The 12,013-nt window shown below is 58.9% G+C and carries 17 protein-coding genes; 12 read left to right on the forward strand and 5 right to left on the reverse strand.

Annotated elements, in window-relative coordinates:
• The first annotated feature begins 26 nt into the window (after positions 1-26).
• The 4 genes from PspS34_RS06265 to PspS34_RS06280 all read left to right on the forward strand — a co-directional run bounded on the left by PspS34_RS06265 (position 27) and on the right by PspS34_RS06280 (position 1,702).
• Complete coding sequence (locus PspS34_RS06265) at positions 27-644, forward strand: TPM domain-containing protein (RefSeq protein ID WP_057716065.1); 618 nt, start codon at positions 27-29, stop codon at positions 642-644.
• A gap of 131 nt (positions 645-775) precedes the next feature.
• Complete coding sequence (locus PspS34_RS06270; RefSeq protein ID WP_057716064.1) at positions 776-1,078, forward strand: helix-turn-helix domain-containing protein; 303 nt, start codon at positions 776-778, stop codon at positions 1,076-1,078.
• On the forward strand, positions 1,065-1,424 hold the full coding sequence (locus tag PspS34_RS06275; protein WP_057716063.1) for a putative holin: 360 nt from the start codon (positions 1,065-1,067) through the stop codon (positions 1,422-1,424). Before PspS34_RS06270 ends, PspS34_RS06275 begins: the two co-directional genes overlap by 14 nt.
• Entirely contained in the window at positions 1,421-1,702 is a 282-nt protein-coding gene (locus PspS34_RS06280; RefSeq protein ID WP_154861783.1) for a phage holin family protein, read from the forward strand. The genes PspS34_RS06275 and PspS34_RS06280 overlap by 4 nt, the downstream gene beginning before the upstream one ends.
• 16 nt (positions 1,703-1,718) lie before the next feature.
• Here the strand turns inward: PspS34_RS06280 and PspS34_RS06285 are convergent, their stop codons facing one another.
• Positions 1,719-2,147 (reverse strand): helix-turn-helix domain-containing protein, encoded by a 429-nt coding sequence (locus tag PspS34_RS06285; RefSeq protein ID WP_102672093.1) that lies wholly within the window; start codon positions 2,145-2,147, stop codon positions 1,719-1,721.
• Positions 2,148-2,447: 300 nt separating this feature from the next.
• Here PspS34_RS06285 and PspS34_RS06290 point away from each other — a divergent pair, with 300 nt between their 5' ends.
• From PspS34_RS06290 to PspS34_RS06300, 3 genes are all read left to right on the forward strand, one after another.
• Positions 2,448-2,726 carry an ogr/Delta-like zinc finger family protein gene (locus tag PspS34_RS06290; RefSeq protein WP_090453593.1) on the forward strand — a complete coding sequence of 93 codons (279 nt, stop codon included), beginning with the start codon at positions 2,448-2,450 and terminating at the stop codon, positions 2,724-2,726.
• Between the two features lie 2 nt (positions 2,727-2,728).
• The gene (locus tag PspS34_RS06295; protein ID WP_057716059.1) at positions 2,729-3,091 is read left to right on the forward strand and encodes a hypothetical protein; all 363 of its coding nucleotides are present in this window, start codon (positions 2,729-2,731) and stop codon (positions 3,089-3,091) included.
• 132 nt (positions 3,092-3,223) lie between these two features.
• Complete coding sequence (locus PspS34_RS06300; protein WP_154861782.1) at positions 3,224-4,438, forward strand: SAM-dependent methyltransferase; 1,215 nt, start codon at positions 3,224-3,226, stop codon at positions 4,436-4,438.
• Here the strand turns inward: PspS34_RS06300 and PspS34_RS06305 are convergent.
• Entirely contained in the window at positions 4,429-5,406 is a 978-nt protein-coding gene (locus PspS34_RS06305; protein ID WP_102672086.1) for a DMT family transporter, read from the reverse strand. The two genes, PspS34_RS06300 and PspS34_RS06305, sit on opposite strands and share 10 nt — an antisense overlap.
• A gap of 286 nt (positions 5,407-5,692) precedes the next feature.
• Here PspS34_RS06305 and PspS34_RS06310 point away from each other — a divergent pair, with 286 nt between their 5' ends.
• The 3 genes from PspS34_RS06310 (at position 5,693) to PspS34_RS06320 (ending at position 7,111) form a co-directional block, all read left to right on the forward strand.
• Positions 5,693-6,274 carry a DJ-1/PfpI family protein gene (locus tag PspS34_RS06310; RefSeq protein WP_008051822.1) on the forward strand — a complete coding sequence of 194 codons (582 nt, stop codon included), beginning with the start codon at positions 5,693-5,695 and terminating at the stop codon, positions 6,272-6,274.
• Positions 6,275-6,288: 14 nt separating this feature from the next.
• Positions 6,289-6,594 (forward strand): ribbon-helix-helix domain-containing protein, encoded by a 306-nt coding sequence (locus tag PspS34_RS06315; protein WP_150814253.1) that lies wholly within the window; start codon positions 6,289-6,291, stop codon positions 6,592-6,594.
• A 172-nt stretch (positions 6,595-6,766) separates the two neighbouring features.
• Positions 6,767-7,111, forward strand: coding sequence for a YegP family protein (locus PspS34_RS06320; RefSeq protein ID WP_150814255.1), 345 nt, complete (start codon positions 6,767-6,769; stop codon positions 7,109-7,111).
• Between the two features lie 132 nt (positions 7,112-7,243).
• Here the strand turns inward: PspS34_RS06320 and PspS34_RS06325 are convergent, their stop codons facing one another.
• Positions 7,244-8,131 (reverse strand): dihydrodipicolinate synthase family protein, encoded by an 888-nt coding sequence (locus tag PspS34_RS06325; protein WP_154861781.1) that lies wholly within the window; start codon positions 8,129-8,131, stop codon positions 7,244-7,246.
• A gap of 26 nt (positions 8,132-8,157) precedes the next feature.
• Entirely contained in the window at positions 8,158-8,940 is a 783-nt protein-coding gene (locus PspS34_RS06330) for an aldolase (protein WP_154861779.1), read from the reverse strand.
• A 159-nt stretch (positions 8,941-9,099) separates the two neighbouring features.
• On the opposite strand from PspS34_RS06330, the gene PspS34_RS06335 reads away from it, so the two are divergent.
• Positions 9,100-9,642 (forward strand): XRE family transcriptional regulator, encoded by a 543-nt coding sequence (locus PspS34_RS06335; RefSeq protein WP_057716658.1) that lies wholly within the window; start codon positions 9,100-9,102, stop codon positions 9,640-9,642.
• A gap of 117 nt (positions 9,643-9,759) precedes the next feature.
• Here the strand turns inward: PspS34_RS06335 and PspS34_RS06340 are convergent, their stop codons facing one another.
• Positions 9,760-10,779, reverse strand: coding sequence for a DUF4917 family protein (locus tag PspS34_RS06340; protein ID WP_154861777.1), 1,020 nt, complete (start codon positions 10,777-10,779; stop codon positions 9,760-9,762).
• Positions 10,780-10,910: 131 nt separating this feature from the next.
• Here PspS34_RS06340 and PspS34_RS06345 point away from each other — a divergent pair, with 131 nt between their 5' ends.
• Entirely contained in the window at positions 10,911-11,819 is a 909-nt protein-coding gene (locus PspS34_RS06345; protein WP_154861776.1) for a LysR family transcriptional regulator, read from the forward strand.
• Positions 11,820-12,013: the final 194 nt, after the last annotated feature.

Below are 12,013 nucleotides of genomic sequence, written 5' to 3' on the forward strand. Positions count from 1 at the left end.
ATAAAAATTAGCAGGCACTTCACGACATGGCATTACTGACTGAACACGAACAACGCAAGGTGGCCGAGGCCATTGCCCGGGTCGAGCGCGAGACAGACGCAGAACTGGTGACAGTACTCGCAGCCCGCGCCGACGACTATGCGTACATCCCCTTGCTGTGGGCCAGCCTGCTGGCGCTACTGGTGCCAGGCATCGTGCATTACCTCACCGGCTGGCTGACCATGCACAGCCTGCTGATGGTGCAATGGGCCATCTTCATCGTGCTTTGCCTGGTGTTCCGCCTGCCGAAAGTAACCACCCATCTGATCCCGCGCTCGGTGCGCCACTGGCGCGCCTCGAACCTGGCGCGCCGGCAGTTCCTGGAGCAGAACCTGCACCACACCGAGGGCAGCACCGGCATGCTGATTTTCGTTTCCGAGGCCGAGCGTTACGTGGAGATCCTGGTGGATGAAGGGATTTCCAGTCGCCTGGACAACAAGAACTGGGATGCGATCGTCGCGACGTTCACCCAGCAGGTGAAACAGGGGCAGACGCTGCAGGGCTTTGTCAGTTGCGTCGAGGCCTGTGGCGAGTTGCTCAAGGTACATGTGCCGGTGACCCATGTGCGCAACGAGCTGCCGAATCGTCTGGTGGTGCTGGGTTAAGCCAGGGCTTCATCTGCTTTTGTAATGCGCCGCGACACAGTTCCCGAACGTTGTCCGGCGGGGAGCTTGTCTTCAACATCTCTCTCATGGTGCACGCCCTGCGATGGGCGTTCTGTGTAGAGGGAGTTCTTATGAAAACGCAACAAACGCTGGAGACCTTGGTGGAGGATGCACCCGGTAGCGCAATGCTTACTCCGCTGGTGCAACTGACAACGAAAGAGACACAAGCCCTGGAGTGGTGCCTTAAAGGCAAGACGTCCTGGGAGATCGCCAGGATTCAGAGTTGCTCGGAATCCACCATCAACTTCCACTTTTCCAATATCCGCCGCAAGTTCGCCGTCAGATCTCGCAACGCTGCCGTGTTCAAGGCGCTGAAGTCGGGAGCCATCACTGTTGAGCCATTGCAGTCGCGAGATACCCATGAGCCTGACTGATTCGACCTATAACAGTATCAGCGGGCTCATGGTGGGGTTGGGTATTGCGACGTTGCCGGCTATCGATGGAGAAGCCCTGTTCGGCGCGACGCTTGGCGCGTGGTTGGTCACGACCACTCGCGGCAACTTCAAGGCCTGGCAACGCATCGGTTCCTGGCTGTTGTCGGCGGGTGTCGGTTACCTGTTTGTCCCGGTCGCCCAGCCACTGGCGCCTTTTCTGACAGCCGGTGTGACGGCCTTTCTGTGCGCGTTGCTGGTCATTCCCATCAGCATCAAGCTCATGCAGTGGATCGATGGCGCCGGCCTCGGTGACATCCTTCGTCATCTCAGAGGGCGAGGGCAATGACCTTTGAGATGGCGGCTCTGGTGTGGGGGACGGGCGTGGCTCACCTGGTCAGTGCGTTCAGGCTGGCGTGTTACCAGCGCGACGAACAACGTTACCACTGGTGCGACAGGATATTGATCAGCTTGCTTGGCGCAGTGTTCTGCCTTGCCGGCATCGATGTATTGCTGACATTCCTGCCGGTTAGCCCATGGCATGCAGCGGTGAGTGTTTTTTCATGCGTAATGATTGTTCGCAGTAGTGGCAACATTATTGTTTTGTGGCATGCCTTCAAGCATTGAAACGTCGGACTTCAAATCAGGTTTTGTTTGAGTGTCCAAGTGAGGCCAGGATAGTGGCCATTTCCGAAAGTTGTGTTTCCAGATCCCGCAGGCGTCGCTTTTCCTCCAATGCGTTTTGTATTGCACAGCGGTCATCCTCATCAAGCAATCGCCACAGCGAAAGGATGGTGCTTTCCTGCGTTGTTGCAGTTTCCGCAACATTTGCAGGAGCGTTGACATGGGGCTGCCGCAGCATGGGGCCCTCGCCCAGCAGCAACCAGTCAAGGGAGATGCCGCGAGTCTGTGCAATATCTACGCATAATGAGTATGGCGTGCTGTCGCGGCCTTTCCAGCTGCTGAGTGTCTGGGGGCTGATCTGTAGCGCAGAAGACAGGGATGCGTCAGTTTTTGTACCCGTGATTTGCTTCAGGCGGGCCAAAACAGCTTGTGATTTTTTGCTACGCAATTTGAGCCTCTTCCTTTTGACATATGCTTTTTGAGTGCTTAACGTATGCGTAATGAGTACTTTTTTTCTTGTAAGTAATCAATCGTCAACTATGAATCAGAAGAATACGATGTCGAAACTTCCTAATGGTATCAGGGTGATTTCCTACGAGCTTGGCTCGTATCTATTACGTGTCCACCCGTTGCACTTCCTTTTGTCTGGCGGACGTTATTTGCAGCACCTGTCTTTCACCAATTGTGTTTCAAACAGTATTGCGTTTGATCAATTCGATTACCACCGGATGGCCCAAGGGAAGCATGTATGAGTACTTACAAGATGGTGTGCCCGCACTGCTTGAGCCGGATGCGCATACGTACCAGCGAAGGGCGGCATATCTTCCTGCGGGTGGCATACCTGCAATGTACGTCGGAGGCCTGCGGCTGGTCGGTACGGGCCGAGTTCGAAATGACCCATGAGCTTTCCCCCAGTGGCATGCCCAATCCGGCCGTGCACCTGCCGTGCGCCGGACCTGACTTGCGCCGCGCCGCACGGCCTGTCGCCGAGAGTGCTCCGGCGGCGCAAGCGCAACAGGAGTCTTGAGCATGAAGGAGGTTGATGAACAGGCCCATTTGAATGAGGAGCTATTGGCCATAGCGCAGGCGTTTCTGACCCGTCATGAAGGCGAGGGTGTGATTGATGATCAAGTGCTGTTCTGCCGTGCGGTGAGGCATTTGCAGAGTCTGGATATGCCGATGCACCAGGCGGAGCGGCTGGTCAGCCATGCATATGGATTACTCAAATCCAGCAACGATCGCCGACGTCTGGATCTGGCTGCAAGTTCCGAAACTGTCGCCGTGGTCACTGATCCGGTCAACGGTCTGACGTGGGCGGTGCCGGTAGGGTTGATCGTCAAGTTCGTCATCAACTCGCCGACCAATCGCAAACTTCGACTGGTGGAGCCATGAGGTAGCGACGGTTGAATTCAGGTCCCGATCGGCGGGAACGGGACCTGGCGCAAAATTACCCCGTGCCCAAAACCCTCGTCCCCCCTAAAATACCCGGCATCCCCAGATTCGTATTGCCGAGGCCGTTTTTCCATGTCTGTCACCGCCACTCCCGCCAGCCTCGCGCCGGATCATCACGCCCAGTTCATCGACCTGCTGCAATCGAGCCTCGAGCACAACGCATTCATCAAACTGGTGCTGGCCAAGTACGTGGGTGATGAAACGGACCTGCAGCGGATCATCATCAAGCCGGTGACGGTCAAGGCGCAGCCTTGCCTGTCTTTTGTCTACCGCTACAAGACCCGCGATATCATCAAGAACCTGCCGCTGGTCGAAGGCGTGGCGAGCATTGCCGGGCTGCTACCGGCGTCGTTCAAAAATGCGCATTTGTTGTCGTTGACCGACGAAGCCCAGCTCGAATACAGCAAAAAAGGCAAGTCATCGCTGTTCAAGAGCCAACCTCAGCAATTGCGCGAAGTGCCTTCGGCCGAGCACAACCGTGAGAAAAACCGTTTTCTTGACCTGAGTCGGCCGTTTCTCGCCGACCTCGGTGTGACCAACAGCAAGCACGAGCTGATCCCGGCGATGTCGCGCAAGTGGAAGCAGATCAACAAGTTCATCGAAGTGTTCAGCCATGCGCTGACGTCGTCCCCCCTGGCGCTGGACAAGCCGGTGCGTGTGGCGGACTTCGGATCGGGCAAGGGTTACCTGACCTTCGCCATCCACGATTACCTGCGCAACACCTTGAAGGCCGAAGGCGAGGTGACCGGCGTCGAACTGCGTGAAGACATGGTCACCCTGTGCAACACCGCCGCCGCCAGGCTTGAACACCCCGGCCTGGTGTTCAAGTGCGGTGACGTGCGCAGCGTGGCGCCGAGCGAGCTGGACGTGATGATCGCCCTGCATGCCTGCGATATCGCCACCGACTATGCGATCCACACCGGCATCCGTTCCGGCGCGGCGATCATCATGTGCTCGCCGTGCTGCCACAAACAGATCCGCCTGCAAATCCAGAGCCCGGCGCTGCTCAAGCCGATGCTGCAATACGGCTTGCACCTGGGCCAGCAGGCGGAGATGGTCACCGACAGTTTGCGCGCGTTGTTCCTTGAGGCCTGCGGTTACGAGACCAAGGTGTTCGAGTTCATCTCACTGGACCACACCAACAAGAATAAGATGATCCTGGCGGTCAAACGCGCAGAGCCGGTGGACCCGGCCCAGTTGCTGGCGAAGATTCAGGAGCTGAAGGATTTCTATCACATCAGCGAGCATTGCCTGGAAACCCTGCTGCGCTCCGACGGTTACCTCTGATCCTGTGGGAGCGAGCTTGCTCGCGATGGCGGATTTACAGTCGATAGAGATGTTGAATGTGATGTCCCCATCGCGAGCAAGCTCGCTCCCACAGGATTGGGTTTGATCGCTGTCTTGCGCCCGAGCATCACCGTCACGATCACCCCGCCGGCAAACAGCCAGGTAATCGGCTCCACATGTTCACCGAAGAACAGCGCCGAGAAGGCGATGGTGAAGAAGATCTGCAGCAACTGGATCTGGCTGACCCGGGCAATGCCACCCATGGCCAGTCCGGCGTACCAGGCAAAGAAACCGATGAACTGCGAAAACAGCGAGACATATCCGAAGGCCCACCAGGTCTTGGCGGAAATCTCGCCCTGATGTTGCAGTGCCAGATACACCACCGGGCCGATCAGCAGCGGCGTCGACAGCACCAGCGCCCAGCAGATCACCTGCCAGCCGCCCATCTCCCTGGCCAGCCGGCCTCCCTCGGCGTAACCCAATCCGCCCACTGCAATGGCGCCGAGCATCAGCAAGTCACCGGCCTGAATGCTGCCGGCACCGCTGATCAGTGCATAACCGAGCACCAGCGCACTGCCCAATGCGGCGCAGGCCCAGAAGGCTTTCGAAGGCCGCTCATGGGACAACCACGCGGCGTACAGCGCCACGCACAGCGGCTGCAAACCGTTGACCAGCGCACCGTGGGACGCCGGCAAGGTTTGCATGGCCCAGGCCGACAATACCGGGAAACCGAGGATCACCCCGGCCATCACCAGCGTCAGGCCTTTGACCTGCTTCCAGGTCGGCCATTTTTCCCGGTGCCACAGCAACAGCAACGCCGCTGGAACCGCTGCAAACAGTGCCCGGCCCAGGCCATTGAGCAGCGGGTGGAGTTCCTGCACGACGATCCGCGTGAAGGGCAGGGTGAGGCTGAAGATCACAACGCCGAGCAGGCCCAGGGCCATGCCGGTGTTTTCGCGCGAAGACATGATGGCAACCAGAATATGGTGTGATGGGGTAAGGCTCCATATAGCCATAAACCTTGGGTTTTCCGCTGTTACAGCTAGGCACAGACTTATCCGTACAGTTTGCGGGCCTCTTCGCGAGCAAGCCCGCTCCCACAGGGGAAACGCATTCCAATGTGGGAGCGGCGGTGCGGCGATCCGACTTGCTCGCGAAGAACGATAACGCCGTAGTAGCAGGTTATTACCCACCCCCACGGATAAGGACTACCTTGAATACTCCTGCACACCCACTTCCAGAGGAGTCCTCCCCATGGCTGCGAAAAAAATTCTGATGCTGGTCGGTGATTACGTCGAAGACTATGAAGTGATGGTGCCGTTCCAGGCGTTGCTGATGGTCGGCCACACGGTGCACGCCGTTTGCCCGGACAAGGCTGCCGGCCAGACCGTGCGCACGGCGATCCATGACTTTGAAGGCGACCAGACCTACAGTGAAAAACCCGGTCACCTGTTTGCTCTGAACTTCGATTTCGCCAAGGTCAACGCCGCCGATTATGACGCGGTGCTGATTCCGGGCGGCCGTGCGCCGGAGTACCTGCGCCTGAACGAAAAAGTCCTGGAACTGGTGCGTGCGTTCGACAAGGCTGGCAAGCCGATCGCTGCCGTGTGCCATGGCGCGCAGTTGCTGGCGGCAGCGGGTGTTCTCGAAGGTCGCGAATGCAGCGCTTATCCGGCCTGCGCTCCGGAAGTGCGACTGGCGGGCGGTACGTATATCGATATTCCGGTGACGGACGGCCATGTCCAGGGCAATCTGGCCACGGCTCCGGCCTGGCCTGCGCATCCGAACTGGCTGGCCGGTTTCCTGGGGTTGCTGGGTACTAAAATCACGCTGTAAAGAGGGGCATGCCCATGTGCGAGCTGTACGTCAAAGCCGACCCGATACTCTACGAATCGCGCTCCCGCTCGCTGCGCATCTGCGGGGTGGTCACCACCTTGCGGCTGGAGAATCAGTTCTGGGACATCCTCAGCGAAATCGCCGAGGTCGACGGCATGACCACCAATCAGTTGATCGCCAAGCTGTATGAAGAGGTGATGGACTACCGCGGCGAAGTGGTCAATTTCGCTTCGTTCCTGCGGGTGAGTTGTACGCGGTATCTGAGTCAGCGTCGGACTCAGGTGCCGGAGTTGTCGGTGGTGCGGGCTGCGGTGAAATAGCCGACATTGCGTCGACCGCTTCGCGAGCAAGCCCGCTCCCACAATGGTTTGGTTTACACAAATCTACTGTGGGAGCGGGCTTGCTCGCGAAGGGGCCAGAGCAGGCGACAGAAACCCGAGGCTGGTCTTTACTGTGAAGCGCGCAACCTTTCAATCGCCAAGGAGAAAGAGCATGTCCGGATGGTATGAAGTGAGCAAAAGCAGCAATGGTCAGTTCAGGTTTGTCCTCAAGGCGGCCAACGCCGAGACCATTCTGACCAGCGAGCTGTACACCACCCACGCCGCCGCCGACAAAGGCATTGCCTCGGTCCAGGCCAACAGCCCGCTGGATGAGCGTTACGAGAAGAAAATCACCAAGGATGGCCACCCGTATTTCAACCTTAAGGCGGGCAACCACGAGATCATCGGCAGCAGCGAGGCCTATTCCTCCGATGCCGCCATGGAGAAAGGCATCGCCAGCGTGAAGGCCAACGGTTCGTCCAAGGTGGTCAAGGACAAGACGTTGCCGGTGCTTTGAGATCAACACTCATCCCCTGTGGGAGCGGGCTTGCTCGCGAAGAGGCCGTCACATTCAACTTGTCTATTGAATGTTCCACCGTCTTCGCGAGCAAGCCCGCTCCCACATTTTGGTTTTATGTACAGCTGGAGATCAGCGCAGGGCCTTCAACAGATCTTCCAGCTGATCACAACTCGCCTCACTCAACGGGAACACCGGCAGCCGCGGATCCCCCACTTCCAGGCCCGTCGCCCGCAAACCCGCCTTGATCGTCGCCGGCAAGCCACCCTTGAGGATGAAATCCAGCAGCGGCAACTGGCGATAGAACAGCTCGCGAGCCTTGCGCAAATCGTTGGCCAGCACTGCTTCGTACAAATTCAGGTTGAGCTGCGGGATCAGGTTCGGCGCAGCGGTGCACCAGCCTTTTGCGCCGGCGGCGAAGGCCTCCAGGGCCAACGGATTGCAGCCGTTGTAGAACGGCACCTGGCCTTCGCCGAGACGTTGCAGTTGATGCATGCGCTGGATGTCGCCGGTGCTCTCCTTGACCATGGTCACGTTTTCCACGGCGTTGACGATGCGCAGGATCAGGTCCACCGACATGTCGGTGCCGCTGGTGGCCGGGTTGTTGTAGAGCATGATCGGCACGCCGATGCTGTCGCCGATGGCGCGGTAATGGGCGAGGATTTCCGCTTCGCTGAGTTTCCAGTAGGACGTGGGCAGCACCATCACCACATCGGCGCCTTGAGCTTCGGCGAAACGCGCGCGACGCACCGCTTTAGCGGTGGTCAGGTCGGACACGCTGACGACGGTCGGCACGCGCCTGGCCACGTGCCTGATGCTGAACTCGCTGACCTGATCCCACTCTGCATCGCTCAAGTAGGCACCTTCACCGGTGCTGCCCAGCGGTGCGATGGCGTGTACGCCACCCTCGATCAGTCGGTCGATGGAGCGCCCGAGGGCATCCAGGTCAACGCCCTCGCCGTGGGGGGTGAAAGGGGTGATGGTGTAGCCGATGATGCCGTGAATGTTTGCGGTGGACATGGTGTCTCTCCGTTCGATCGATGGGTTCAGTTCAGGCAATCGGCGTGTTGGCGCAGGATCTGCCGGGCGTAGTAGTTGAAAGCGGCGGCATGCCGCTTGGGCCGGGCAATCCAGTCGTGGGCTTCACGGCCCAGTTCGGGAATGATCGGCTTGATGGTCCCGGCGCTCATCGCCAGCAGTTGCAGTTTTGCGGCGCGTTCGATCAGTTGCGCGATGACACAGGCTTCCTCGATGGTATCGCCGGTGGACAATTGGCCATGGTGCGAAAGCAGGATCGCCCGTTTGTCGCCCAGTGCCCCGGCAATCAGCTCGCCTTCCTCGTTGCCCACCGGCACGCCCGGCCAGCCTTCGAGAAACGCGCAGTCGTCATAGAGCGGGCAGAGGTCCATGTGGGAAATCTGCAACGGCACTTCCAGCATCGACAAGGCTGCAACGTGGGTCGGATGGGTGTGAATGATGCAGTTCACATCCGCTCGGGCGCGGTACACCCAACTGTGAAAACGATTGGCCGGGTTGGGCATGCCGTGGCCTTCGAGCACCTCCAGGTCCTCGTTGACCAGCAGCAGGTTGCTCGCAGTGATTTCGTCGAAACCCAGGCCCAGTTGTTGAGTGTAGTAAGTGCCGGGTTGCGGACCACGGGCGGTGATTTGTCCGGCAAGGCCGGAATCGTGACCATGCTCGAACAGGATGCGGCAGGTCAGGGCCAGCTTTTGCCGGGCGGTCCACGTATTATCCGCCAGGGTATTTTGCATTTGGTTCAGCGCGTGCTTGACCAGTTGCTCTTTGGGCAGTGCTAATGTCTTGGCCATATCGGTGTCCTTTGGGTGATTCAATGGACGTCGGGTTTGCCGTTCACCGGTTCCTCGCAAAGTCGTCGGTGAGTGCAAATGACACTAAAGAGGCTATATGACACATTGTGTCATTGGCAAGGACAAATCGTTGCCTCCTTGATGGATAAATCGCTCTACATGTCTATCCGTTTGAAATTACTCAGAAAAAAACTTGGCGTGACGTTGGAAACCCTGGCCGAACAATCCGGCATGACCAAGAGTTACCTGTCGAAAGTCGAGCGTGGGTTGAACACGCCGTCGATTGCTGCGGCCCTGAAACTGGCCAGGGCGCTGAATGTGAAGGTCGAGGAACTGTTCTCTGAAGACAACGTCAGCCTCGACAGCTACAGCCTGGTGCGCAGCCACGAACGACAACCCTTGGGCGTCAGTGACAACAATTCGGGTTACGCGGTGCTGGCCCATCAGGTCAGCGAACGCAGCCTGCTGCCGTTCATCATCTACCCGCCGGCCGAGTTCACCGACAAGACCTTCAAGGAGCATTTGGGCGAGGAGTTTTTATTCGTCCACGAAGGGCGGGTGGAGGTGGACTTCATGAACGAGCGCGTGCTGCTCGATCGTGGCGATGCGTTGCACTTCAATGCGCAAAAGCCGCACCGGATTCGTTCGGTGGGCGAGGTGCAGGCGCAGTTGCTGGTGGTGGTGCACAGCACTGAAGAATGAGTTGACTGCAAAAGCTTCGCGAGCAAGCCCGCTCCCACATTTGACTGCATTTCTCCTGTAGAAACCCTGTCACCTGTGGGAGCGGGCTTGCTCGCGAAAGCGCCAGGTCGGCCAGTACTAAACTTCGACTGGAACCGATAACTTCGTGCCACCCAACGCGTGGCTCTTCGAATCAAAAAACCTCAACTCCACACCCGTCCCCTCAAACACCTTCGCGTAATGCCGCTTCTGGTGCTGGATGAACGCCTTGCTGCGCGGGTAAATCGAGATCGCCACCACCTGCGGTTTCGCCAGGCGCAAGGCATTGATGATGTGGCTGTCCTGCTCCCCCAGCGCATGGCCGAAGATGCACAGCGCCTGGCCGTGACCGAGTAATTGCTCGTAGCAGAACGACAGGTAATCCGAACTGCGAATGGTCTTGAGCTTGTCCGCACTCGAGCCTTCATTGACGAACAGCGGCACGTCGTCGAGGGTCTTGATCGTGTTGTTGATGGCGAAATTGCCCAGCAACGTGCCCTCTGTCGACATCAGCTTGCGCGCCGTACCGTCCTGGTTGCGCACCAGATGCAGACCGCCGTGCAGGTACAGCAAACGGGTTTTATCGGTGGCCGTGTCGCTCAGGTCGAAACCGGGCTCGGCGCCCTGGAACAGATCGCTGATCGCCTCAGGTTGGTGTTGCACTGCCCAGTAGTTGAGCAGGTCGTAATTGGTGGTGAACACCGTGCGGTAGCTGGCCAGCTCCTGATTGATCGTCGCCAGCGTCGAAGGCACTACCAGCCGCCACGGGATATGCACTGCGTGCACAGTGTTGATCAGCGCTTCCTTGATCGCGTAGTAGCGATTGCGCGGGGCGGCGGAGCTGACAGCCAGGGCCTTGTTGACCCGGCTGGTGGTTTTCAAGGCGCTCAGTACCTGCTCGAAACTGCGGGTCTGCATCGCATCGAACACGCTCAACTCGGACAGGCTCAGGGGTTTTTCTTCAACGGTGCGGGCGTTTTCGAACAGCGACTCGTAGCCGAAATCGTCCCACACCGCGCGACTGGCACCGTTGCCCACCAGCAAGCCACTGAACGAAGTGGTGCTGCGCAAGGCGTTCCAGTCTTCAAGTTGAGCATCGACATCCTGGAAATCGGTCATTGCGGTCTTCGTCTCACGGCAAAAGGTCTGTGGGCGGCGACTTTATCACGACCGGTGCCTGGACCACGGCACGACGTGGGCGAAGAACGCTATGCTGCGACTTCGCCTGAGCCGACTTCGCCGAGTACCCGATGCTGCAAAAAAGCCTGATCCGCCGTCTCGACCTGATCACTCTGCAACTGTTCGTCGCCGTGCACGAAGAGGGCACGCTGACCCGTGCAGCGGCGCGCGAAGCGATTGCCGTCTCGGCGGCGAGCAAGCGTTTGATGGAGCTGGAGGAGGCGTTGGGCATCAGCCTGTTCGTGCGCCAGGCCAAGGGCATGTCCCTGACGCCAGCCGGTGAAACCCTGCTGCACCATGCCCGGCAGATGTTGTTCAACGTCGAGAAAATGGGACTTGAACTGGGCGAGCACAGCCACGGTGTGCGCGGCTACGTGCGGATGCTCGCCAACCTGTCGGCGATCATTCAGTTTTTGCCCGAGGACCTGCGGGATTTTTCCGAGCGTCACCCACAGGTCAAGACCGACCTCGAAGAACGCCCCAGCGCCGGGGTGATTCAGGGTGTGCTCGACGGCGTGGCCGACCTCGGGATCTGTTCCATCGACAGTGACATCAAGGGCCTGCACAGCGTGCTGTATCGCCAGGACAAACTGGTGGTGTTGATGCCGTCGCACCATCCATTGGCGAGTCGGTCCAGCGTGGCGTTCGCCGATACGCTGGACAGTGATTACGTTGGGTTGCATGCCGCCAGTTCGATCAACATGCGTACCCACACGGCGGCGCGCCAGGCCGGCAAGGTACTGCGGGTTCGTATTCATGTGCCGGGGTTTGATGCGATGTGTCGGATGATCCAGGCCAATATGGGCATCGGCATTTTGCCGCACAAGGCTTATGAATTGTTTGGCCGGGCACTGGGTTTGCACGCGGTGCCGCTGACGGACGAATGGTCGGACCGGGCGTTGATTCTGGTGGTGCGCGATGAAGCTTTGTTGTCGCCGGTGAGCCGGATGTTGTTTGAGCATCTGCGCGGGCCAGCCTGATAACTCTTCGCTGACTAGGCCGGCCTCTTCGCGAGCAAGCCCGCTCCCACATTGGAATGCGTTCCCCTGTGGGAGCGGGCTTGCTCGCGAAGGCGGACCTGAGGCCACGATAATTTTCCAGAGCGTTCGCATTTCGCGAACGCCCATTGCCAACTGAAGGTTGGATTCCCGAGCGACCTGTCCTCTAGCCTTGG

Source organism: Pseudomonas sp. S34 (assembly GCF_009866745.1).
In the GTDB taxonomy this organism is placed as follows: domain Bacteria; phylum Pseudomonadota; class Gammaproteobacteria; order Pseudomonadales; family Pseudomonadaceae; genus Aquipseudomonas; species Aquipseudomonas jessenii.

Bases quoted from the DNA above. Each gene is read 5' to 3' on its own strand.
- PspS34_RS06265 (WP_057716065.1), top strand. From the start codon at position 27: ATGGCATTACTGACTGAACACGAACAACGCAAGGTGGCCGAGGCCATT.
- PspS34_RS06270 (WP_057716064.1), top strand. From the start codon at position 776: ATGAAAACGCAACAAACGCTGGAGACCTTGGTGGAGGATGCACCCGGT.
- PspS34_RS06275 (WP_057716063.1), top strand. From the start codon at position 1,065: ATGAGCCTGACTGATTCGACCTATAACAGTATCAGCGGGCTCATGGTG.
- PspS34_RS06280 (WP_154861783.1), top strand. From the start codon at position 1,421: ATGACCTTTGAGATGGCGGCTCTGGTGTGGGGGACGGGCGTGGCTCAC.
- PspS34_RS06290 (WP_090453593.1), top strand. From the start codon at position 2,448: ATGAGTACTTACAAGATGGTGTGCCCGCACTGCTTGAGCCGGATGCGC.
- PspS34_RS06295 (WP_057716059.1), top strand. From the start codon at position 2,729: ATGAAGGAGGTTGATGAACAGGCCCATTTGAATGAGGAGCTATTGGCC.
- PspS34_RS06300 (WP_154861782.1), top strand. From the start codon at position 3,224: ATGTCTGTCACCGCCACTCCCGCCAGCCTCGCGCCGGATCATCACGCC.
- PspS34_RS06305 (WP_102672086.1), bottom strand. From the start codon at position 5,406: ATGTCTTCGCGCGAAAACACCGGCATGGCCCTGGGCCTGCTCGGCGTT.
- PspS34_RS06310 (WP_008051822.1), top strand. From the start codon at position 5,693: ATGGCTGCGAAAAAAATTCTGATGCTGGTCGGTGATTACGTCGAAGAC.
- PspS34_RS06315 (WP_150814253.1), top strand. From the start codon at position 6,289: ATGTGCGAGCTGTACGTCAAAGCCGACCCGATACTCTACGAATCGCGC.
- PspS34_RS06320 (WP_150814255.1), top strand. From the start codon at position 6,767: ATGTCCGGATGGTATGAAGTGAGCAAAAGCAGCAATGGTCAGTTCAGG.
- PspS34_RS06325 (WP_154861781.1), bottom strand. From the start codon at position 8,131: ATGTCCACCGCAAACATTCACGGCATCATCGGCTACACCATCACCCCT.
- PspS34_RS06330 (WP_154861779.1), bottom strand. From the start codon at position 8,940: ATGGCCAAGACATTAGCACTGCCCAAAGAGCAACTGGTCAAGCACGCG.
- PspS34_RS06335 (WP_057716658.1), top strand. From the start codon at position 9,100: ATGTCTATCCGTTTGAAATTACTCAGAAAAAAACTTGGCGTGACGTTG.
- PspS34_RS06340 (WP_154861777.1), bottom strand. From the start codon at position 10,779: ATGACCGATTTCCAGGATGTCGATGCTCAACTTGAAGACTGGAACGCC.
- PspS34_RS06345 (WP_154861776.1), top strand. From the start codon at position 10,911: ATGCTGCAAAAAAGCCTGATCCGCCGTCTCGACCTGATCACTCTGCAA.